23 protein-coding genes are annotated in these 21,436 nt (G+C 63.4%); 8 read left to right on the top strand and 15 right to left on the bottom strand.

Annotated elements, in window-relative coordinates:
- Positions 1-43: 43 nt before the first annotated feature.
- Complete coding sequence (locus tag ACESMT_RS19405) at positions 44-1,267, bottom strand: diguanylate cyclase domain-containing protein (protein WP_372828233.1); 1,224 nt, start codon at positions 1,265-1,267, stop codon at positions 44-46.
- A 114-nt stretch (positions 1,268-1,381) separates the two neighbouring features.
- Between ACESMT_RS19405 and argA the strand changes: the two genes are divergently transcribed.
- Together argA and ACESMT_RS19395 are read left to right on the top strand one after the other, a co-directional pair.
- Complete coding sequence (gene argA / locus ACESMT_RS19400) at positions 1,382-2,728, top strand: amino-acid N-acetyltransferase (RefSeq protein WP_372828232.1); 1,347 nt, start codon at positions 1,382-1,384, stop codon at positions 2,726-2,728.
- 135 nt (positions 2,729-2,863) lie between these two features.
- Positions 2,864-3,301 carry an OsmC family protein gene (locus ACESMT_RS19395; protein WP_372828231.1) on the top strand — a complete coding sequence of 146 codons (438 nt, stop codon included), beginning with the start codon at positions 2,864-2,866 and terminating at the stop codon, positions 3,299-3,301.
- 7 nt (positions 3,302-3,308) lie between these two features.
- Here the strand turns inward: ACESMT_RS19395 and ACESMT_RS19390 are convergent, their stop codons facing one another.
- Positions 3,309-3,974: a DsbA family oxidoreductase gene (locus ACESMT_RS19390; RefSeq protein WP_372828230.1), complete on the bottom strand. Its 666-nt coding sequence runs from the start codon at positions 3,972-3,974 to the stop codon at positions 3,309-3,311.
- A 191-nt stretch (positions 3,975-4,165) separates the two neighbouring features.
- Here ACESMT_RS19390 and ACESMT_RS19385 point away from each other — a divergent pair, with 191 nt between their 5' ends.
- Entirely contained in the window at positions 4,166-4,414 is a 249-nt protein-coding gene (locus ACESMT_RS19385) for a DUF1272 domain-containing protein (protein ID WP_372828229.1), read from the top strand.
- A 61-nt stretch (positions 4,415-4,475) separates the two neighbouring features.
- Here ACESMT_RS19385 and ACESMT_RS19380 read toward each other — a convergent pair whose 3' ends face one another.
- From ACESMT_RS19380 to imuA, 3 genes are read right to left on the bottom strand one after another with little or no spacing between them, the layout of a single operon-like run.
- Positions 4,476-7,676: an error-prone DNA polymerase gene (locus ACESMT_RS19380; RefSeq protein WP_372828228.1), complete on the bottom strand. Its 3,201-nt coding sequence runs from the start codon at positions 7,674-7,676 to the stop codon at positions 4,476-4,478.
- Between the two features lie 11 nt (positions 7,677-7,687).
- Positions 7,688-9,142 (bottom strand): DNA polymerase Y family protein, encoded by a 1,455-nt coding sequence (locus ACESMT_RS19375; protein ID WP_372828227.1) that lies wholly within the window; start codon positions 9,140-9,142, stop codon positions 7,688-7,690.
- A complete protein-coding gene (imuA, locus tag ACESMT_RS19370) occupies positions 9,102-9,887 on the bottom strand; it encodes a translesion DNA synthesis-associated protein ImuA (protein WP_372828226.1) in 786 nt (261 codons plus the stop codon). Before imuA ends, ACESMT_RS19375 begins: the two co-directional genes overlap by 41 nt.
- A gap of 99 nt (positions 9,888-9,986) precedes the next feature.
- Between imuA and ACESMT_RS19365 the strand changes: the two genes are divergently transcribed.
- Positions 9,987-10,400, top strand: coding sequence for a hypothetical protein (locus ACESMT_RS19365; RefSeq protein WP_372828225.1), 414 nt, complete (start codon positions 9,987-9,989; stop codon positions 10,398-10,400).
- Positions 10,401-10,409: 9 nt separating this feature from the next.
- On the opposite strand, the gene ACESMT_RS19360 is transcribed toward ACESMT_RS19365, so the two are convergent.
- Together ACESMT_RS19360 and ACESMT_RS19355 are read right to left on the bottom strand one after the other, a co-directional pair.
- Entirely contained in the window at positions 10,410-10,922 is a 513-nt protein-coding gene (locus ACESMT_RS19360; RefSeq protein WP_372828224.1) for a disulfide bond formation protein B, read from the bottom strand.
- Between the two features lie 177 nt (positions 10,923-11,099).
- Positions 11,100-12,005 (bottom strand): LysR substrate-binding domain-containing protein, encoded by a 906-nt coding sequence (locus tag ACESMT_RS19355; protein ID WP_372828261.1) that lies wholly within the window; start codon positions 12,003-12,005, stop codon positions 11,100-11,102.
- Between the two features lie 147 nt (positions 12,006-12,152).
- On the opposite strand from ACESMT_RS19355, the gene ACESMT_RS19350 reads away from it, so the two are divergent.
- Entirely contained in the window at positions 12,153-12,803 is a 651-nt protein-coding gene (locus ACESMT_RS19350; RefSeq protein WP_372828223.1) for an FMN-dependent NADH-azoreductase, read from the top strand.
- 54 nt (positions 12,804-12,857) lie between these two features.
- Here ACESMT_RS19350 and ACESMT_RS19345 read toward each other — a convergent pair whose 3' ends face one another.
- Complete coding sequence (locus ACESMT_RS19345) at positions 12,858-13,406, bottom strand: NADPH-dependent FMN reductase (protein ID WP_372828222.1); 549 nt, start codon at positions 13,404-13,406, stop codon at positions 12,858-12,860.
- A gap of 258 nt (positions 13,407-13,664) precedes the next feature.
- On the opposite strand from ACESMT_RS19345, the gene ACESMT_RS19340 reads away from it, so the two are divergent.
- From ACESMT_RS19340 to ACESMT_RS19330, 3 genes are all read left to right on the top strand, one after another.
- The gene (locus ACESMT_RS19340) at positions 13,665-13,922 is read left to right on the top strand and encodes a hypothetical protein (RefSeq protein WP_372828221.1); all 258 of its coding nucleotides are present in this window, start codon (positions 13,665-13,667) and stop codon (positions 13,920-13,922) included.
- Positions 13,923-14,006: 84 nt separating this feature from the next.
- Positions 14,007-14,807, top strand: coding sequence for an extensin family protein (locus tag ACESMT_RS19335; protein ID WP_372828220.1), 801 nt, complete (start codon positions 14,007-14,009; stop codon positions 14,805-14,807).
- Between the two features lie 206 nt (positions 14,808-15,013).
- Complete coding sequence (locus ACESMT_RS19330; RefSeq protein WP_372828219.1) at positions 15,014-15,571, top strand: DUF1003 domain-containing protein; 558 nt, start codon at positions 15,014-15,016, stop codon at positions 15,569-15,571.
- 14 nt (positions 15,572-15,585) lie between these two features.
- Here ACESMT_RS19330 and ACESMT_RS19325 read toward each other — a convergent pair whose 3' ends face one another.
- The 7 genes from ACESMT_RS19325 to ACESMT_RS19295 form a co-directional block, all read right to left on the bottom strand.
- Positions 15,586-16,947 carry an ATP-binding protein gene (locus tag ACESMT_RS19325; protein ID WP_372828218.1) on the bottom strand — a complete coding sequence of 454 codons (1,362 nt, stop codon included), beginning with the start codon at positions 16,945-16,947 and terminating at the stop codon, positions 15,586-15,588.
- The gene (locus ACESMT_RS19320) at positions 16,944-17,618 is read right to left on the bottom strand and encodes a response regulator (protein ID WP_372828217.1); all 675 of its coding nucleotides are present in this window, start codon (positions 17,616-17,618) and stop codon (positions 16,944-16,946) included. Before ACESMT_RS19320 ends, ACESMT_RS19325 begins: the two co-directional genes overlap by 4 nt.
- A 14-nt stretch (positions 17,619-17,632) precedes the next feature.
- Entirely contained in the window at positions 17,633-18,406 is a 774-nt protein-coding gene (locus ACESMT_RS19315; RefSeq protein WP_372828216.1) for a cytochrome b/b6 domain-containing protein, read from the bottom strand.
- 7 nt (positions 18,407-18,413) lie between these two features.
- On the bottom strand, positions 18,414-18,896 hold the full coding sequence (locus ACESMT_RS19310; protein WP_372828215.1) for a diheme cytochrome c: 483 nt from the start codon (positions 18,894-18,896) through the stop codon (positions 18,414-18,416).
- 35 nt (positions 18,897-18,931) lie between these two features.
- Positions 18,932-19,357 carry a DUF1924 domain-containing protein gene (locus ACESMT_RS19305; RefSeq protein ID WP_372828214.1) on the bottom strand — a complete coding sequence of 142 codons (426 nt, stop codon included), beginning with the start codon at positions 19,355-19,357 and terminating at the stop codon, positions 18,932-18,934.
- Between the two features lie 145 nt (positions 19,358-19,502).
- On the bottom strand, positions 19,503-20,156 hold the full coding sequence (gene alkB, locus ACESMT_RS19300) for a DNA oxidative demethylase AlkB (RefSeq protein WP_372828213.1): 654 nt from the start codon (positions 20,154-20,156) through the stop codon (positions 19,503-19,505).
- A 26-nt stretch (positions 20,157-20,182) separates the two neighbouring features.
- Entirely contained in the window at positions 20,183-20,890 is a 708-nt protein-coding gene (locus ACESMT_RS19295; protein ID WP_372828212.1) for a 2OG-Fe(II) oxygenase, read from the bottom strand.
- Positions 20,891-21,436 lie beyond the last annotated feature (546 nt).

The following is a 21,436-nucleotide window of genomic DNA, read 5'->3' as shown; positions in this document are numbered from 1 at the left end:
CTTTAGGGCTTGTTCACACCACTGACGCAAGTGCAAACACGCCCTACCCGAGTTCAGGCGCCGGAAGTTCAACGGCTTCCCCACTGGCCCGGTCAAACCAGGCCACCCTGCTGGCAAAGCTCATCGCAGCGCGGGACATGGCGCGCGCCGTGGCCAGCGTGCCGGACACCGTCACCACCGGATCAGCCACCATCAGCACACCGATGCCGATGCCGGCTCGCCACCGTGTTTGCTGGCTTTCGCGGCGGCTGGGCTCCATGATGGTGTTGAGCACCACGGATTTGCCGACACGCGCAGCCACACGGTGTGCCAGTTTGATCAGATAGCCGCTGTCCCGGCATTCGGGGACCAGCAACAGGAAACCATCCTCGCCGAAACGCCCCAACTCGGCTTTTCCGGGTGTGACCTGCCGCAAGCGGCCGGCGCAGACAAACAGGGCATGGTTGACTGCGGCCTTGCCATGCAGTTTTTCCAGTGCGTACAGATTGCCGATGCTCAGCACCAGGATGCCCGGCCTTGACGCCGGGTCGCGCTGCTGTTGAAAAGCATGGCCAAGCATCTGGCCAGTTTCAGTGTGGGAGCGCATGCGTGTCACCGGGTCATAACTCGGGCCATGCGCCATGATCTGGTTCAGCTCAACCAGGTAGGAGTAGCGTACCCACAAGGCCGATGCCATCATGGTCAGGTAGGCCGTGCCTGCGAGGGCGCTTGCGGCATGCACCTGCCAGGGTACCTGCCCGCGCGTCAGTGCAATCCAGCTTAGACCGGCAATGGCAATCAGCATGAAGCAAACTCCCAGAACCGCCCGCCAGGCCAGCCGGTCGCCGCGCAAGGCGCTGCGCAGCGCAACGCCCAGGGCCACTACCCCCAGAAAAGCGGCTACACCGACGCCAAGCTGTAACGCTTGCTGCGCCGGCAATAGCCAGCCCGGCGCCGCGCCGCCCAGCGCCAGAACCGCCAGGGACCACTGCGTGCGACGCCGCACCTTACCGTTGGCCAGTACGCCCACAATCGAAAACAGCAGGTAAGCCAGGACACTGGCCACTACCAGCGCCACATGCGCCAGAAAACGCGACAAGGTGTCAGGGTCCGAAATCGGCAAGCCGCCAAGAAAAGCGATCACAAAAAAACTGGACGCGGTCGCCGACAAGGCGGCGTTGAGCGATATGCGGTGCAGCGAGCGTGTAAACCCCATGGCTGCGCCGACCAGCATCAGGGCCGTCGTGCCGAAATAACACCCCCAAAAACCGTAGGCCAGTTTATCCATAGCCCGGTCATTATCAGGCGAAGCCGGTCCTGGCGCGCATGGCCGCGCGCCTATGAAAACCCGCATCCTCCCTTACACTCACCGCCATCTCCCCTGCAACCGGAAAGCGCGCCCATGTCCGCCGTCTTCAATTTCACCTTCGTCCCCTGGTTTCGTTCGGTGGCGCCCTACATCCACCTGCACCGCGGCAAAACCTTTGTGGTCGGCATCGCTGGCGAGGCCATCGCGGCCGGCAAGCTGCAGCACCTCGCGCAGGACCTGGCCTTGATCCAGAGCATGGGCGTGAAAATCGTGCTGGTGCACGGCTTCCGTCCACAGGTCAACGAACAGCTGGCCGCCAAGGGCCACGAGGCAAAGTACTCCCATGGCATGCGCATCACCGACTCGGTCGCGCTCGATTGCGCGCAGGAAGCGGCAGGCCAGCTGCGTTACGAGATCGAAGCCGCCTTCAGCCAGGGCCTGCCCAACACCCCCATGGCCGGCTCCACGGTGCGCGTCATCTCGGGCAACTTCATCACCGCCAGACCGGTGGGCATTGTGGACGGCGTGGACTTCAAACACTCGGGGCTGGTGCGCAAGGTCGACACCAAAGGCATCATGCGCACGCTGGAATTCGGCGCCATGGTGCTGCTCTCGCCTTTTGGGTTTTCACCGACCGGCGAGGCCTTCAACCTGACCATGGAGGAAGTTGCCACCAGTGTGGCGATCGAATTACAGGCCGACAAGCTGATCTTCCTGACAGAAATTCCAGGCGTGCGCATCCACCCCGGTGAACCCGACAGTGAGGACAACCCGATTGATACGGAACTGCCGCTGGCCGCAGCCGAGAAACTGCTGGCCCAGCTGCCCAACCCGTCGCAGCCGACCGACACCGCGTTTTACCTTCAGCACTGTGTCAAGGCCTGCAAGTCGGGCGTTGAACGCAGCCACATCCTGCCGTTTGCGGTAGACGGCGCGCTGCTGCTGGAGATTTATGTGCATGACGGGATAGGCACCATGGTGATCGACGAAAAGCTCGAAAGCCTGCGCGAGGCCACGGCCGATGACGTGGGCGGCATCCTGCAATTGATCGAGCCGTTTGAACAGGACGGCACCCTGGTCAAGCGCGACCGGACCGAGATCGAGCGTGATGCCGACCATTACACCGTGATCGAACACGACGGCGTGATCTTCGGCTGCGCCGCGCTCTACCCCTACCCGGAGGCCAAAACCGCAGAGATGGCGGCGTTGACCGTTTCGCCGCACAGCCAGAGCCAGGGCGACGGCGAACGCATCCTCAAACGCATCGAGCAGCGCGCCAGAGCCATGGGTGTGAAAAGCATTTTTGTGTTGACCACACGCACCATGCACTGGTTCATCAAGCGCGGGTTTGTGCCGGTGGACCCGGAATGGCTGCCCGAGGCCCGCAAACGCAAGTACAACATCAACCGCAAGAGCCAGGTGCTGGTGAAAAACCTGTAAGGGCGGCTGTAGGAAAACACCAGCGCGTGCTGGCGGTGATGTCTCACGCAGCCCCGGCCCGATTGAAACGACATTGGAGAGATAGTCAGGCACGCCGTGCTGGCCTGCTCTTCACCGTTTCAACAAGGACACACCATGACCGAAAAAACCGCCAGCGTTCACTGGGAAGGCCAGGGCAAAAAAGGCCAGGGCCAGATCAGCACCGAGACCCCGGCACTCAAGGCCTATCCGTATGGCTTCGGCAGCCGCTTTGAAGATGACCGCAAAGGCACCAACCCTGAAGAGCTGCTGGGTGCGGCGCATGCGGCCTGTTTCACCATGGCTTTTTCGTTTGCCTGCGACAAGGCGGGTTTTGCCACCGAGCAGGTGGACACGACGGCCAAGGTCAGCCTGGTAGCTGACGGCGAGGGCTTCCTGATCGACCGCATCGCGCTGACCCTGGAAGCCAAGGTGCCGGGTATCAACGCGGGCCAGTTCCAGCAGATTGCCGAAGAGGCCAAGCGCGGCTGCCCGCTGTCCAAGGCGCTGGCAAGCGTGGGCGTGATTACGCTGACGGCAACGCTGAAGACCTGATCGGCGTTTAGCCGGCCGCAGCGATCTGCCGCAAGGCCTGCTCGAACACTTCGGCGGGCTGGCCGCCCGAGATCAGGTGTTTGTCGTTGATGATGATGGCCGGCACCGAGTGGATGCCCTGTTGCAGGTAAAACTGCTCGCGCTCGCGCACCGCGTCGGCATACTCGTCCGAGGCAAGAATGGCTTTTGCGCGAGCCACGTCCAGCCCAACCTCCCCGGCTACACGCGCCAGTACATCGTGGGAACCGGGGCTGTCGCCATCGGTGAAGTACGCCTTGAACAAAGCATCTTTCAACGCGAGCTGGCGCCCTTCCCCCGCCTCTTCGGCCCAATGCAGCAGCCGGTGTGCATCAAAGGTGTTGTAGATGCGGCCGCGCTTGTCCATGCTGAAGGTAAAACCCACATCCTGCCCGCGCGCGCGGATCATCTCGCGGTTGCGCTGCGACTGCTCGGGCGTGGAGCCGTATTTTTCGGCCAGGTGCTCGGCAATGTCCTGCCCTTCGTCGGGCATGTTCGGGTTCAGCTCAAAGGGCTGGAAATGTATGTCGGCCTGCACCTCGCCGCCGACCCGGCCTAAGGCATCTTCCAGCGCCTTGAGCCCGATCACGCACCAGGGGCAGGATACGTCCGAGACAAAATCGATTTTCATTTTTTGGGGAACAGATGTCGTCATGGTTAACGCCTTGCAGTTTTTGGGTCAGGGCCATGCCAGCACGGCCAGTAACCAGTAACCAGTAACCAGTAATATGGTGAATGCTAGGGGATATTCAAGAACCGTGTGTCGCGCGGCCATGGATCAGCAGCGTCGCAGACGGTCACCTTGGCTTCATCCGTTTGTTTGTTTGTTTGCAACCAGGACATCACATGCTCCAACTGCGCCCCAACTGTGAATGCTGCAACCGGGATTTGCCCAACGAGTCCCCGGACGCGCGCATCTGTACCTTTGAATGCACCTTTTGCAGCGACTGCGCCACGCAGCGACTTCAGGGCAATTGCCCGAACTGCGGCGGTGAGTTGCTGGCGCGACCACGCCGCCCCGCGAACAAGCTGGCCGCCTACCCCGCCTCCACCGAACGCATCTTCAAGCCTGCCGGCTGTGGTGCCCTCGCATAAACACCACCAGCACCTGAGCACCTGAGCACCTGAGCACCTGAGCACGGGCGCAAACCAGGTCTTAATGGCAATCGCGGCTGGACGTGCCTAACCGTCCCAGCAGCGGGGTCAAGTCTTCGAGCCGCTGCGCCACCAGGTTACGCACTGCGCCATAACCGGGTGCCGTGCCGCTTTCCTCGCTGCGCTGCCACACGCCGTACACCGCCAACAGGCGGGCGTGCAGCACTTCAGCGCGCTGGGTTTCGCGCAATGACTTCCAGACAATCACGTTGACCGGGCCGGTCTCGTCTTCCAGCGTAACAAAAATGGTGCCTTTGGCGGTTTGCGGCTGCTGGCGCACCGTGACGATGCCGCAGGCCGCCACGTCCCGGCCGTCTGGCAGGGCATTCAGCTCGTTGGCGCTGAGAAGCCCACGCCGCGCCAGCCGCGGCCGCAGCAAGGCCAGCGGGTGGCGGCGCAGCGTGAGGCCCGTCGCCTGGTAGTCGAACAGGATGTTTTCACCTTCAGGCGTGTCGGGCAGCTTCAGTGCAGGCTCCATCGTGGGAACAGACTTGAGCAGCAGGGGCGCCGGTTTGATGGCCGAAGCTTCCCAGACCTGCTGGCGTCGGTGCCCGGCCAGGGCAAGCAAGGCATCAGCGGCTGCCAGCGCGTTGGCCTCCAGCATGCCCAAACGGGCGCGCGACACCAGGTCTTCGGTGGAGGTAAAAGGGGCTTGGGCGCGGGCCTGCACCAGCCGGTCCACGGCATCTGCCCGCAGGCCGGACACCAGGCGTAAACCCAGGCGCACGGCGGGCTGGTTGTCATGGATCCCGGGATAACGCGTGCGCATGGCGTCCTGGCCTGCCGGCTCCAGCGTGCAATCCCACTGGCTGTGCATGACATCGATGGCGCGCACTTCGACGCCGTGCCTGCGCGCGTCCTGCACCAGTTGCGAGGGCGCATAAAAACCCATGGGTTGTGAATTGATCATGGCCGCCAGGAAACAGGCCGGTTCGTGGCACTTGAGCCAGCAGCTCACATACACCAGCTTGGCAAAGCTGGCGGCGTGGCTTTCGGGGAAGCCGTAGTCGCCAAAGCCCAGAATCTGCTTGAAGATACGTTCTGAAAATTCGGCGCTGTAGCCATTTTTGACCATGGCGTTAACCAGCCGGCCATGAAAGCGCTCCACCCCGCCCTTGCGCTTCCAGGCCGCCATGGAGCGGCGCAAGTCGTCGGCCTCGCCCGGCGTGAAGTCGGCGGCGATGATGGCGATCTGCATCACCTGCTCCTGAAAAATGGGAATACCCAGCGTGCGCTCCAGCGCCGGATTGAGTGCCGGGTATTCGGGTTTGATCTCTCCGCCCTGCCGGATGATTTCGCGGTTTTTCAGATACGGGTGCACCATGCCGCCCTGAATCGGCCCGGGCCGCACGATGGCGACTTGTACCACCAGGTCGTAGTAATTGCGCGGCTGCAGCCGCGGCAGCATGGACATTTGCGCCCGGCTCTCGATCTGGAACACACCCACGGTGTCGGCCTCGCAGATCATGTCGTAGGTCTGCGTATCGGCCAGGGGCAGCGTGTGCATCTCCAGGCGGCTGCCCCGGGTCTCGTTCACCAGGTCCAGGCAGCGCTTGATGGCGGACAACATGCCCAGCGCCAGCACGTCCACCTTGAGCAGGCCCATGGCTTGCAGGTCGTCCTTTTCCCACTGGATGATGCGGCGCGCTTCCATGGAGGCGGGCTGCACCGGCACCAGCCGCGTCAGCTTGCCCTGCGTCAGCACAAAGCCGCCCACGTGCTGGCTCAGGTGACGCGGAAAACCGATCAGTTGCACGGCCAGGTCCAGCCACTGAACGATGGCGTCTGCCTCGCCTTGCAGGCCGGCCTCTTCCAGTTTTTGTTTCAGGGCCTGGCTTCCGTCGAACCAGAAATGTTCTTTGGCAAACCGTTCGATCAGTTCTGGCGCGATGTCCAGCGCCTTGCCAACATCACGAATCGCGCTGCGCGGCCGGTAGCTGATCACGGTGGCAGCGATGGCCGCCCGGTCATGGCCGTATTTTTTGTAGATGTGCTGGATGACCTCTTCACGCCGCTGGTGCTCGAAGTCCACATCAATGTCTGGCGGCTCGCAGCGCTCGCGGCTGATAAAGCGCTCAAACAGCAAATTGCTTTCCGCCGGATTGACGGCGGTGATTGCCAGACAAAAGCAGACCGCCGAATTGGCGGCCGAGCCACGCCCCTGACAAAGGATTTTCTGCTCTCTGGCAAACCGGACAATGTCATGCACGGTGATAAAAAACATCTCGTACTGAAGCTCTTCGATCAGGGCCAGTTCAAAGGCCAGTTGGGTCCTGATTTTCTCAGGAACACCCGCCGGGTAACGCTCTTTGGCCCCCTCGCTGGTCAAGCGACCAAGACACTGAGTTGGCGTCTCGGCGCTGGGCACGATGTCTTCCATGGGATAGCGGTACAGATCGCGGATCTCGTCCAGGCTGAAGTTGCAGCGCGCCGCCACCTCCAGCGTGGCGCGCAGCAGCCCGGCCGGGTAAATGTCGGCCAGACGCATACGCGGCCGCAAGTGGGCCTCGGCATTGGCTTGCAGCGCAAAGCCGCAATCATGCACGGCTTTGCCCAGCTTGATGGCCGTCATCACGTCGTGCAGCGGTTTGCGTGAGCGTTTGTGCATCAGCACGTTGCCGGCGGCCACCAGGCGCAGGCCGGTGCGCTGCGCCACCTCTTGCAGTTGCTGCAGGCGCAGCGCGTCGTCCAGGCCTTGCAGCAATTCCACGGCCAGCCAGGCATTCAAGCCAAACAGGCCTCTGGCCCATACGGCATGGGTGCAGAGCGCTTCTGTATCGATAGCATCCGGCAAGGACGACAGCAAAATCTCACAATGGGCCAGCAGCGCAAAGTCACTCTCGCCCACGGCGACCCGGTAGCTGCCTTTGTCGATCACGTCCCCGGCTTGTTTGGCAACGGTGATGAACTCGCACAAGTTTCCCCAGCCTGCGGCGTTATGCGGCAGCACCACCAGACGAATGGGACAAGCCGCCTGCACCAGAAACTCGGCGCCCGGCAGCAGCTTGAGCCCAGACTCTTTGGCGGCCAGATGCGCCCGCACCACGCCGGCGACCGAACATTCGTCGGTGATGGCCAGGGCGGTGTAGCCCCGTTCGGCCGCGGTCTCGACCAGCTCCTGCGCGTGCGAGGCGCCGCGCTGGAAACTGAAGTTGCTGAGTGCATGCAGCTCGGCGTAATCGGGAAGTGGATGGGCTGGCATGGGCTCAGCACTCAGGCAAAAAAGCCATGCAAATACCAGGCGCGTTGCTGCAAGGCTTCAGGTGCGGGCACCAGGCGTTCGCTGTAAATCCACAGCAGGCTGCCCAGCTGGCTGCGGTAAACAAAGTAGTCACGCAGCGCAAGCGGCTTGCCCTGCCCCACCGCACCATGGGCCGCGTCGCTGCCGGCCAGCAGCCAGCCTGCGGCTTCCAGCCGCTGTGGCCCGGCCAGTCGAAACAGCTTGCCCTGGTACACCGGGCTGTTGCCAACAGTGGCCAGCTTGAGCGGTTCAGGCAGCAGCCAGGCGGGGTAAAGCGCTTCGGTTCGGGTCTCGCTTCTGGCCTCACTTTCAGGTGAATTTTTGATATCTTTTCGGCCTCTGGCCCTTATGGATCGGGCGCTACCAGCTATGGATTTGATAGTAGTCTGCGCCGGCACCCAACGCTGCATCAGCTCCGGCCGGTGGTCGGCCTGCGCCTGCCAGACCTGCACCTGTGCCGGCCCCAGGCGCGCGCTCAGGCGCTCGATCAGCTCGACCGCGCTGTCACCCTGCTTGCGCTCTGTCATCAGCAGGCTGCCAGTGGCGGCGCCCGCATCGGCCAGCGGCTCGGTCACCAGCGACTGCAGGCTCAGCGAATGCACGGGCGCCGGCAACTTGTGCTGCGCCAGGTGTTCGGCCACCAGACGCGCCACATGACGCAGGTCTTGGGCGGGCTGGGCGGTGCGCACGTCCAGCTCGCCGGTGGGCGGAACGTCGCGGCGCTTGTCGAGGTGCCAGGTGAGCCGGAGCGCGCTGAGTCCGCTTTGCCGGCCTAGCAGCCAGGCCTGCAGACTGGCCAACAGGCGTTCTGCCCCGGCCATCAGCGCCGGTGCGTGTATGACCAGCGCATTGAGCTCGATTTTTTCGTCAAAGTGTTCGGGCAGCACCTGCCAGTCGTATTCATCGGCCACTGTGCCGCAGGCCCGGTCCAGCGCCTGCAGCAGCTCCGCGCCAAAACGCCGGGCCACGCCGTCGCGCGGCAGGCGCAGCAGGTCGTCCCAGGTGCGGCAACCAATGCGCGCCAGCACGCCCAGGTGCGGGCGTGCCGCGCTCAGGGTGTGCATGGGCAGTTCGGCCACGCGCTTTTTCACTGCCCCTGTTCCGGCGGTTTGTTGGGCCTGCCAGCGCAGCCGCCCAATCGCTATCAAAGAAGTAGCACCCTGCGCCCGTTCTACATGGGCCAGCAGCTGATTTGACTCAAAAAATGCAAGTAAACGCGCTTGCAGCAACTGCATCAGGCACGCCAGCCCGCCGAACAGGCGCAAGCTGGCCGTCGCGTCTACCAGCACAGCCTCGTCGAGCAGCGCCACGCGCGGCGAAAAGCCCAGCGCAATGCTGGCCACAGCGCGCTGCACCCCGGCCTCGTCCAGCAGCCCGGCACCCGGTTCAGTGGTGATCGAGGTGTGCAATGCGATCCAGCAACGCATGGAGGGGACTGTGCGGTGAAGTGACAGGAAGCGCGACCTGAGAAGGCAGCCGCGCGGGCGCACCTTCTTCGCGCTGGCGGCGCAAGCGCTCGCGGCTGGCAGCCAGCAGAGCCGCAAGCCGTGGCGGCCAGGTGTTCAGCAACAAGGGCGCGCCCAGCGGCGGGCCGCGGCGCTTGAGCACATGCACAAGCAGGTTGCCTTCGTCGCGCACCACACCTTCGAGCAGCAGGCGCAGCGGCGCCGGCGAGGACTCCGCCTGCGCCCGCAGGGGGCGAAACACCAGCAGCAGCTTGTTGTGCGCATGGGCGGCAATCTGCAGGCGGCGCAGATGCGCACTGCGTGCATCAGGCAGCCAGGCCAGCACGGCAGCCACGTCGGCGCATTGCAGCGCCTCGCGCGTGGCCCACAGCAGTGCAGGCCCCTTGCTATGCACACACACCATGCGCTGCATGTTGAGCTGACGCGCCCCCAGCGCCGGGCCAAACGGCAGGCAAGGCGCGCCCACCAGCACCATGAGCTGGCGGGGCTGCGCAGATTGCACCGCAGCCAGCGCAGGCGCCAGCAGGCCCCATTCGTACAGGCCCGCCTGCGGCTGCAGCACTTCCACCAGCGCGCCTTGCGGCCAGCCGCCGCCGGGCAGGACCGCATTCAGGGCGGCGTAAGCCGTGTCCACGGTCTGCGCGACGGCGTGGTCCACGGCATCAGCACGCCAGACATGGGCAAAAATGGGGAAAGAGGCAGACATGGGAAAGGCAGCAAAGGAAAGGCAGCAAGGACTGTTAATATATACAGTATTACTGCTTTTGCAAGCCAAGAAAAAAATCAAGGTTTGGGAACCTCGGACATGAACCCTTTCATTCAGCGGACAGTCTGTGTGCTGGCCCTTGTGCTTGCTGCGGCCTGCTCCGAAACATCGGACACCGCAGACAAACTGACTCCGGCAGCGCAGCTGCCTGCCAGCAAGCCGGGTTTTGTCAACAAGGTCTGGGAAGTCGGCCTGTCGAGCGGCGTATCGCCGGGCATGCTGTATGTGTTTTTGTCCGACGGCACTCTGGCGATGACCTCGCCCAACAGCAAGGCAACCTTTGGCGCCTGGACCTTGAAGGACGGGGCGTTCACAATGATCGAAGACTCGCTGGCGTACCGGGTCGACATCCTGAGCCTGAGCGATGACGCGTTCAGGATCCGCAGCCACAACCCGGGCGGCAGCGTCGAGATCTCGATGGTGCCGGCCAAAAGCGCCCCGCTGGCGCCTTGAATTGCGGATTCAGCGCGCTGGCTTGCGTCCGCGGAGCACCAGCAGCGCCAGCATCACCAGGCCAATTGCCACAAAACACAGGAACGACCAGTTGGCAATCGACAGACCCAGAAAAGTCCAGTCAATCTTGGTGCAGTCACCGCTGCCCCTGAAAATCATCGGGATCACGCGTTTGAGCGGAAAGGTCTCGATCATTCCGTAAAAGTCACGTCCGCAAGCGGAAATCTCTGGCGGATACCACTGCAAAAAGCTCTGGCGCGCAGCGACAAAAGCGCCGAAACCGGCCAGCAGCAGTGTCAGCAGCGAGCCCGTCATCAACAGGCCTTTCCTGTCCGTCAAAGCCGTGATGCCCGTGACCAGCGCCACCAGCACCAGCGCATAACGCTGCACGATACACATGGGGCAAGGCTCCAGCCCGGCGACATGCTGCAGATACAGGCCAAACGCCAGCATGGCGACACAGCCCACGGATACCAGTGCCAGCACGCGGCGCGGCGCGGCTTCGAAATACGTCAACAACATCAGGGGCCCTTAATCAATTGAAGTAATTGTCCGGTGGTTCGTGCGTTTAGGCGGTGTTAAGTTCCCTCCATGCAAGGCCCACTCTTGGCCCCTGCCAGTTTTCATGGGTGACCAAGAATCCGTGCAGCATAGGGCACCAGCGTGCAGACGGCGATTCTCCCGCCACGCGTAATTTTGCTAGATCAATGTTTCACCCTGCATATGCTCCCCAAGAAAGTCCAGAAAGCTGCGTAACGCTGGTACCTGGCCGCGCCGTGACGGAAACACGGCATGGGCCACACCCGGTTTGGGGGCCCAGCCCGGCAACACGGGCATCAGCAACTGGGCCTGGCGCTCGGCGACGCTGACGGATTCCGGCAAAAAACTGATGCCGGTGCCGGCCAGCACCGCCAGCTTGAGCGTCTGCAAATCGTCGGCCACATAACGCGGCTGATGATGCAGCACAAACTCCTGACCTTGAGGACCAATCAGCGCCCAGGAAGCGCGCCCGTCTGCCCATGACATGGCCACTGTGTCCAGCTTCTCCAGGTCTTCGGGTTTTTCAGGCCAGCCCTGGCGCGCCAACAACGCCGGGTTGGCCAGCAGATGACCGCCAGACAAACCCAGATTCTTGACCACCAGGCTGCCGCTGTCGTCCAGCGTGGGGCGCACCCGCAGCGCAATGTCGATGCCCTCCTCGACCAGGTCCACCACCCGGTTGGTCACACGCATGTCGACCCTGACCTGCGGGTACAGCGCCATGAACTGCGGCACCAGGTAACCCAGGGTGCTTTGCGCCAGCGTCACCGGGCAGGTGATGCGCAGCGTGCCGCGCGGCTCGACCTGCAGTTGCGCCACGGCTTCATCGGCGGCCAGCGCCTCGTCGCGCATGGCGCTGCAGTGACGCAGGTAAATCTCGCCGACTGCGGTCAATGACAGCTTGCGGGTGGTGCGCTGCAGCAGCCGTGCGCCCAGCCGGGCCTCCAGCTCGGCCACGCGGCGCGACAGCCGGGATTTGGGCAGTCCCAGCGCGCGGCCGGCAGCCGAAAAACTGCCCCGCTCCACCACTTCCGCGAAATAAAACATGTCATTCAGATCTTGCATGGTGCGCATCTATTGTCCTATTGATGGAACAATGTATCTCTATTTTGCCGACTTATCAATCAATCGACTCGCCTGCACAATCTATCCATGGCTGAGATTCAGGTGCACCGGCCAGTAACCCGAACCCACTTTCAAGGAATCCATTTCATGAGCAAGCTTCTTCACATCGACGCCAGCATCCTGGGCGGCAATTCAGTATCGCGCCAGCTGACCGCCCAAATCGTCGCCTCCTGGCGCGCGGGCCACCCGGCTACCGAGGTCAGCTACCTGGACCTGGCCGCAGACGCCCCCAGCCATCTGTCGGCGGAGTCGCTGGGCTTTCGCCTGCCCGCAGGTAGCGCGCAGAGCGAAGTGCAACAACGCGAAAACGCCGTGTCCGAAGCGCTGGTGTCGCAGTTCATGGCGGCCGATGTGATCGTGGTCGGCGCGCCGCTGTACAACTTCAGCATCCCGACGCAACTCAAGGCCTGGATTGACCGCATTGCCCAGGTCGGCCGCACCTTCAAATACACCGACAAGGGCCCCGTGGGCCTGGCCGGCGGCAAGACCGTGATCGTGGCGTCGTCGCGCGGCGGCGTGTACTCCACCAGCGACGCCGGCAATGCCATGGAGCACCAGGAAAGTTACCTGAAGACCGTATTCGGCTTTTTCGGCATCACCGACGTGCGTTTTGTGCGCGCCGAAGGCCTGGCCATGGGGGACGCAGCCAAGGCGGCAGCCCTGACCGCCGCCGATCTGGAGGTCAAGGCCGTCGCTGCGCCGGCCGCCAACCAGCCGGAAGCCACGCTGGCTGCGTGAGGACTTCGCCCATAAAAAAGCCGGCTCGAAGCCGGCTTTTTTCATTAGCAGTACTCACGCGTTCGTTTTGACGAAGGCCACATACGAATCCACCCAGCCCTGCAGGAATTTTTTGCTGGCCTCGCCGATGTTGCCGGCCTCGTCGTACAGCCCTTCCTTGTTGTGGATAAACGCCTCCGGCTGGCCCAGCGTGGGCATGTTCAGGTAGGCCAGGATGTTGCGCAGGTGATGCTGCGCCAGTGCCGTGCCAATGGGGCCGACGGATGCGCCCAGCACACCGGCAGGCTTGCCGTTCCAGGCGCTTTTGCCGTAGGGCCTGGAGGCGTGGTCAATCGCGTTTTTCAGCACGCCGGGCACAGACCGGTTGTACTCGGGCGTGAAAAACAGCACCCCCTGCGCCGCAGTGATCTCGCCCTTTAGCCGGGTGACCTGCGCAGACGGGCTGCCGTCGTCGTCCTGGTTGTAAAGCGGCAGGTCGTCGATGCGCACCTGCGTGAAGCTGAAGTCCGCCGGAAACAGCTTTTCAAGCGCCTGGGCCAGTTTGCGGTTAAAGGAATCCTTGCGGAGGCTGCCGACGACGACGGCAATGTTGTAGGGGGCCATGAGGTTCTCCTGAAAATAATGAAAATAAAACGGTGGGCAAAGCCATGGCAGAAAGCCCAAAACTCATTATGCAAAGCAGTCACCCCACAAACCGGCAAAAGAGAACTTGTCCTACATGGCAGCCTGTGCCGCGACTCCCCACTCTGCGTGGCCTGGGCAGTGCGACCTGTGTCAGGCTGGCGATGTCCCTTAGTGGTTTCTCCCAGTCTGTACCTGACACAGGCAGTCCGCTGTTCTTGAAATTTTCAGGAGGGATACATGGAACCGTCTACAAACGTCGAGGATCAAGGCGACTGGCTCATCTTCAGGATGCCACACGCCGGCAGAATCGTCCCGGTGAAGATTTCCCGGGCAGCGATGGAAGAACACTTTGACGCCGACCATGGGCCGGGTGCGCTGAAAAACGCCTACGCACTCGACGCTGAAATGATTCACGCCCGCGCTGCTGATCAGATCGTCGCCGGCGTGAGTTACAGCCCGGAGCAACCACTGGTTCTGGGAACCGAACACTTCTAGTCGCCCTTTCTTCAAGCCAGGTCTTGCAGCCACAGGCGGTGTTGGCTGGCATACGCAGGCTTGCTGGCGGCCTATAAGCAAGGTATGCCCCGTTCCCCGCGTCCGCACGCCACACCCAACACCCCGCCTTCTGCCAACCGGCGCCCCCGCTGGGGCCGCTGGTTCTTCGCCCTGCTGTGCGGCGCGCTGCTGGCCGGCGGCTACGCGGTCTACAGCGGCGCAGTCGCCATCCCCGAGCATTTCAACCCCTGGGCGCCGCTGGACGTCGCGGCGCCGCCCAACCTCCTGACGCCGACCAAGCTCGTACGGGCGCGCGGTGAGCCGCAACGCTGCCTGGCGGCGCTGACCCAGACCGGCATGGCGTACAGCGTATTGCCGGACCGTGTCACCGGGTCGGGCTGCGGCTTCGACAACGCGGTGCTGCTGCGTTCGTCGGCTGTGCGGCTGGGCGCGCCAGTGTCCTTGAGTTGCCCGATGGCATTGTCGTTTGCGATGTGGGAGCGCCACGCGCTACAGCCGGCGGCCGAGTTGCATATGGGCCAGCGCGTGACAGCCATCAACCACCTCGGCAGTTATGCCTGCCGCAACGTCAACCGCGGCGAAGTGGCCATGCCAGATACACCGTCCGGCAACCGCAGCCGGCATGCCACCGCCGACGCGCTGGACATTGCCGGCTTCACGCTGTCCAGTGGCAAGCGCGTGACCGTGCTGCGCCAGTGGCAGGCTGACGATGCCGGTACAGTGGCCGGCCCGGACGCGTTGTTTCTGCGGGAGGTCCATCGCGGCGCCTGCCGCTACTTCAAGGGTGTGCTGGGGCCAGACTACAACGCGGCGCACCGTGACCATTTCCACCTGGAGACCGACGGCTATCGAATGTGTCGATGAGACCAAGACCGCTACGTTTTTGATAGCTGCCTGCGCCCGCTGCACAAGGGATGAAGGCCAATTTTTCTTGTAAAAGTCAGCCCACCCGCCGAAACGGCAGCTTGATCCGGCACCGGCGCAACAACTTGTGCTCACGTCGGCAGCATCGCAGAACCGCGCGGGCCTACACTGGCCGCAGCCCACCCTGCCAGCCGTCAAGGACCGCCATGAAAAAGCCTGAAGACATCGCCCGCCACCAGCTGGGCGTACCCTACGAATCGCTGGACGAACCCACCCGCAAAGTGGCGCGCCACGTCGCCGCGCGAAAGTACATTTCCCGAAACACCGCAGCCGACCTGGAAACCCGGGCCAGTGCAGGTCAGCGTGCCGCAGACACGGTGGCTGCCTTTGGCGGTTCCTGGACTTTCATCACCCTCTTCGGCGTCATCCTGGTGACCTGGGTCGCCCTGAACTCGGTGATCCTGGCGGGCCACGGCAAAAGCTTTGACCCCTACCCCTACATCCTGCTGAACCTGTTTCTCTCCATGCTGGCCGCAGCGCAGGCGCCCATCATCCTGATGTCGCAGAACCGTCAGGCAGAAAAGGACCGGCTGGCCGCCGCGCACGACTACGAGGTCAACCTGAAGGCCGAGCTTGAAATCATGCTGCTGCACGAGAAGCTGGACCTGCTTCGCGAAGGCCAGTGGAGCGAGCTGCTGACCATGCAGCGCGAGCAGATCGGCCTGATGACGCAATTGCTCAAGCAGTCACCTGCACCGACTTGAAGGTCCATTGAAGGCTACCCTGTACCAGCGGCAAGCTGTCCACTCACGCGAACAGCGAACCCACCGAGTTCCACCGAGTGTCCAACCTGCAGATCGAGCCCGTGCACGGACGCGATGCGCCGCACGATGGACCACCCCAGGCCGCTGCCGCTCTCGTCGCTGCCGGTAACCCGGAAAAACCGTTCACCGAGCCGCTGGCAGTCGGCTTCGGCCATGCCCGGGCCGCTGTCTTCGACACTGAAGGCCACGCGGCCTGCCTGACACTGCACGGACACCTTCACGCGTGCCGAAGGCGGGCTGTAACGCACCGCGTTGTCCACCAGATTGCGCACCAACACAGCCAGCAGGGTCTCGTTGCCGGCCAGGCTGCAGGGCTGTGTCGCCTCCAACGCCAGCGTCTGGTTTTTACCGATCGCCCTGGGGGCCAGTTCAGCCACCACACGCCGGCTCAGCGCACTGAGGTCGACTGGCGCCGCCGTGGGCATCGCGGCGGCTTCCAGTCGGGACAAGGTCAGCAGTTGCTCGACCAGTCGGGTGGCGCGGTCACAGCCTTCGAGCGTGTTGTGAAGGGCCTGCCGGCGCAACGCATCGTCGGCTTCACCCAGCGCGACCTGGGCCTGTGCGCGGATGGCAGCAATCGGCGTGCGCAACTCATGGGCTGCGTCGGCGGTGAAGCGCCGCTCGGACTCCAGCAATGTTGCGATCCGTTCGAACAGCCCGTTCAGCGCAGCAATCATGGGCGCCATCTCCAAAGGCGCATCGTCAACGGTCACTGTGTGCAGTGCCTGCGGCCGGCGTTCGGCCAGGGCGCGGCCGAGCTTGCGCATGGGCGCCACGCCGCGGTACACCGCCCACCAGAGCGCCGCCGCCAGCAGAGGCAGAGCCAGCGCCATCGGCCATAACGTACTGCGGAGCACAGCCCACAGAATATCGTTACGGGAATTGATCTGCTCACCCACGTACACCTGCACGTCGCGCTCGGCTCCGTGCGTGGCGAAAACGCGCCATGCCGTGCCGCCTATCTGCACGGTCTTGAAACCGGCCCTGAAACGCTTCTGGAGTTCAACCATCGGGGCCGTGGGTGCATTGGCAGAGCGAAGTGTCAGGCGATTCTCATGAAAAACCTGGAACGCCACCTTGGGCGCATAACGGTGCAAAGTGGGCGCGTCAACGCTGCGGTCGTCGTCTTCGATCTCCTGCGTCTGCTGCACCACCAGAAGAGAAGCGGCCTGGGCGAGATGGCTGTCCAGCAGCTCGTCCAGTTCATGGCGCACATCCATCCAAGTCAATACGGCCGTCGCCAGCCACACCACCACCACCACACACAACACCAGGGCCATCAAGCGGCCCTGCAGGGAGCGCGGCGTTTTGATCATGTTTTCTTCGGGGAGTCGCGCAGCAGCATGTAACCCACGCCGCGCACAGTGTGGATCAATGCCGGACCCAGCTTGCGGCGCAGGTTGTGGACATGCACTTCCACGGCGTTGCTCTCCACCTCCTTGCCCCAGCTGTAGAGCTGTTGCTCAAGCTGCTCGCGCGAAAGTACGCGGTCAGCGCCCAGCATGAAGGCCTGCAGCAGGTCAAACTCACGGGTCGAGAGCGTGACGGGCCCGCCCGCCTGACGCACCGTGCGCGCAGCCGGGTCAAGAACCACATCCTGTGCACTCAGGCACTCCTGCGGCTGACCGTGCGCGCGGCGAACCAGTGCCCGCAGGCGTGCCGCCAGTTCGTGCAGGTCCACCGGCTTGACCACATAGTCGTCTGCCCCCACGTTCAGCCCGCGAATGCGGTCCGGGACGGCGTCCCTGGCGGTCAGCACCAGCACCGGTGTGGTGATGCCCGAGCGGCGCAGGGCGGCCAAGACTTCCAGACCGTCCTTGTGCGGCAGCCCGAGGTCAAGCACGGCGGCATCGTAGGGCTGTGCCCGCAGCTCGCGCTCGGCGGCCTCCCCGTCTCGCACCCAGTCGACCAGAAACCCGAGCTGGCAGAGCCCGGCGCGCAGGCCATCACCGAGCAGGGCGTCGTCTTCGGCAAGCAGTATGCGCATCGGCAGGGGCTCTCTCAGTCGTGCTCTTTGTTTCGTTGATTATCAGCCGTTACAGCGTCGCGGGCCACCACGCTTTGCGGCGCCCCTGTCCATTGCCAGGTCCAGAACGCCAAAACACAGGCCAGCAACACCACAGCCAGAAGGCCGTGGTTGCGTTTGGCAAGGTCGGGGCCGGGGCCGCCCGTGCGGCCGGTAAGCATGGGCAGGGCCTGGTTCTTGCGGCGAAGCACACTGAGCAGGGCAATCAGGCCAACGTGGGCCAACACCACGATCAGCAGGGCCGTGCCGAAAAATTCATGCACCTCCTCCAGCCACTCTCCGCCCCACTCATCCCAGACAGCGTAACCGCTGAGCGTCAGCGGAATGACCAACCCCAGGATCAGCACCACAACCAGCGCCATCACCAGGTTTTGGCCTTGACGCCAGACGGGTTGCAGCGTCGCTGTCGAGCGCATGCTGGTCAGCGACTTCAGCCAGGCCGGAAAGCCCTGTACTTTTCGCAGCATCACCGCCGGTCGGGCCTGACGCGGACCAAACAGGCCCCACAGCAGTCGGGCGACAAACAGCCCTGCCAGCGTGTAGCCCAGCGTGACATGCACCAGTCGCCAGCGCTCGCCATCGGCCGTGATATAGGCGGCGGTGAAACTCAGTGCCATGAGCCAGTGCAACATGCGCGTGGTGGCGTCCGTCACCCGGCGGCTTGCGGGCCGGCTCGCCTGGGGAGATGCGGCGGCTGGCGAGCTGGCTGACCCGGATGCGTCGGAAGGAGAAAGTGCAGGGATGTTCATGGTGGCCTCACTTGGGAATGCGAAGATTTCGTTCACTGAAATTGCCCATGTCGGCTGTGGTGTGACAGGCTGCGCAGTTGGAGGCACTCCTGACCGCCGGCAGCTTCCAGGTGACGGCAGAGACTTCATCGTGTTTGCGGACAAACCACGCTGAGCGCGTGATGCGGACTTGCGGCGGATCTTCACGCACCCGCTTGTAAGTGCCTGCGTTGGTGTTCAGCCAGGTGCCGATCTCCTTGACCGTCGCCTCATCGAGCGAGGCATCCGTGCCGTAATGTTTGGGCAGGTTGGCCATCACCCGCTGCCACGACGCCGCTGGCAGCATACCCGGCGGGTAGGCCACATGGCAGGCCGCGCACTCCTGCTGGTATTTGGGCAGCAGGGGCAGCATGCGTTTGTCGCCATCGGCCAGGGCCGCGTGGGCGACACCGAGGGCAAGCAACAGGCCGGACAGAACCCGGATGGCGCTGGAGAAAGATGAATATGACATGGCTTGTGGTCCTGGTTGCAAAAATGACGGGCAATTCATAAGGGTTTGAGCGTCATCAGCCAGCTCAGCACATCGGCCTTTTCGACGGCCGTGCATTCGCGGCCAGCGACATCGTTGCAGTTGCGGCGAAACCATTTCTCGGCCTTGGCCGCGTCGGTGAAGCGCTCGGCGTTGAAGGCTGGGGCCAAAGGGCCTATTGGCTTGCCGGTGGCAGCATGTTTTCCAGTTGTCATGGGAAGCGCGGCGTGACAGGAGGCGCAGCTCCATTCGCGGCCCTGGCGCGTGTTGAACAGCTGCTGGCCACGCGCGGGCACGGCGGACACACCAGCCTGGGCGGTGTAGCCAGCCAGCATGTCAGCCGGCGTGGTCGCCTGGGCAGCTGGCGCAAGCGCGGCAAAGACCAACCCTGCGGCGGCGAGCAGAAGGCGAAGCGGAGTTATCTCATGCGGCGATGAATTCATGGTGACACCTTGTGTTGAGGTGCTTTCATGATGCTGCGGGGTTCTTAGGGTTTTCTTAAGTGGATTCAGGCTGAATCTCGCTCCTGTTTTGATAGCTGCTTGCGCCCGTGGATAAAAGGCCAGAGGCCGATTTTCCTTGTAAAAGTCAGCCCGCGCGGCGAAACGTCAGATTGATGCGGCGCTGGCCCAGCAGGCTGTGCTCGCCGTCGGCCAGCGGCGCCACACCGTGAAACGCCAGCCGCGACGCGCCGCCCCAGACCACCACATCGCCATGCTGCAGGCAATAACGCTGCGGCCGGTCGGTGCGGCGTTCGCTGCCGAACAAGAACACGGCGGGCAGGCCCAGCGACACCGACACGATCGGCGCCGAGAAATCGTGTTCGTCCCGGTCCTGATGCAGCGAGAGTTTGCTGCCGGGCAGGTACTGGTTGATGAGGCAGGCGTCGGGCTCAAAGCCCTCAAAACCCGCCTGCGCGGCAGCGCGCGCGGCCAGCGCCTTCCAGCGCTCCGGCATCGCCGGCCAGGGCTGGCCCGAGAGCGGGTCCAGCGCGTCATAACGGTAGCCGCGGCGGTCCGACACCCAGCCCAGCGGGCCGCAGTTGCTCATGGCCACCGACATGGTGTAGCCGCCCGGTGTGACCAGATGGCGCAGCGGCGCTTGGGCCAGCACGCCGTTAACTGCTTCAAGAATTTCGCCTGCCACCTCACACGCAAAGCCACGCAGCAGCACGGCGCCGGGCGCCAGCGGCTCCCGCGCCGGCTCTGGCGCGTCGATGTCTTCAAAAAGATTGGCAGTCACACGCGTATTTTCCCCGGCCCGCGTTTTTACTGCGCGTCATGAAAAATAATGCCCAGGGTGTGGCGGTGGCCGGACCTGACGGTGCTCACGCCGTGGCGCATGTTGACGCGGTAAAACCCCCGGCTGCCCGCCACCGGCCGGTGGTGCAAGGCAAACACCACCGCATCACCCTGCTGCAGCGGCACCACGGCAGCGCGTGACTGCATGCGCGGCCTCTGCTCCGTCAGCACAAACTCACCGCCGCTAAAGTCCGCCCCCGGTTGCGACAGCAACACCGCCACCTGCAACGGAAACACATGTTCACCGTACAAGTCCTGGTGCAGGCAGTTGTAGTCGCCCTCGCCATACTGCAGCAGCAAAGGCGTCGGTCGCAGCTGTCCGGCGGCATGACAGCGCGCCAGAAATTCCGCGTGGTCCACCGGGTCACGCACATCGATGCCCATGGCCTCGTTCCAGCGATTCGCCACGCTCACCAGTTGCGGGTAGCGCCGGCTGCGCAGGCTTTGCACAAGGTCGGGCAGCGGGTAACTGAAGTACTGGTACTCACCCCGGCCAAAGCCGTAGCGCGCCATCACGACACGGCTGCGAAAGCGGGTTGAATCCGGATAAAGACCAACGACTGCGGCGCATTCGGCGGGGCTGAGTAGTTGCGGTGCCACCGTATGGCTGCGGCTATACCAGTCGTCTTCTAAAGCTGTGGCGTGGTCTCGTGCGCCTGATGTGGGAGCGGGCATGGCTTGTTGGTGCTGCGTGAAGCGGAGACTTCGAGCATGAGGCCCTGTTCGCATCAAGGCTGGCGCAAACGGACACGCGGTCATTTTGCGCAAGGCACCTGGCGTTCGAGATGAGCGACGGTTGGCGACGGGCGGAGCACGCAGTAAGGCATCCGCTTGATGGATGGTTTAGGCATTGGGGTCGCCGGAATGGCGAAGCTGACGAAGTGCCGATTCACGAGTGCAGCCTGCGGGAGACGGTCCCGGATGCTGCGACACGGGAGCTCACCACAGAGCACGCACTCAAATTCGCACGAAGTATGGAACGGCAACGAGACAAACGCCGGCGAGGACAAGGAGTGGTGTGTTCGAGATGAAGTACGGGACGACCATGAGCGCCAGACCGCAGACGAAGGGCACAACGGCTCCCCCCCGTGCCAGAATGACTTGCATCACCTCCCTCTCACAATTTAGTGAGGAAAGAGGTCATCATGCAAAAGCGTCAACCATCTTCCAAAGCCACAGTGCAAGCCCTTCATTGTCTTGATCAGACCCTGGACACAACGG

It is taken from the genome of Polaromonas sp. (genome assembly GCF_041689105.1).
Lineage (GTDB): Bacteria > Pseudomonadota > Gammaproteobacteria > Burkholderiales > Burkholderiaceae_C > Polaromonas.
This window is presented reverse-complemented; position numbering and strand designations above follow the sequence as displayed.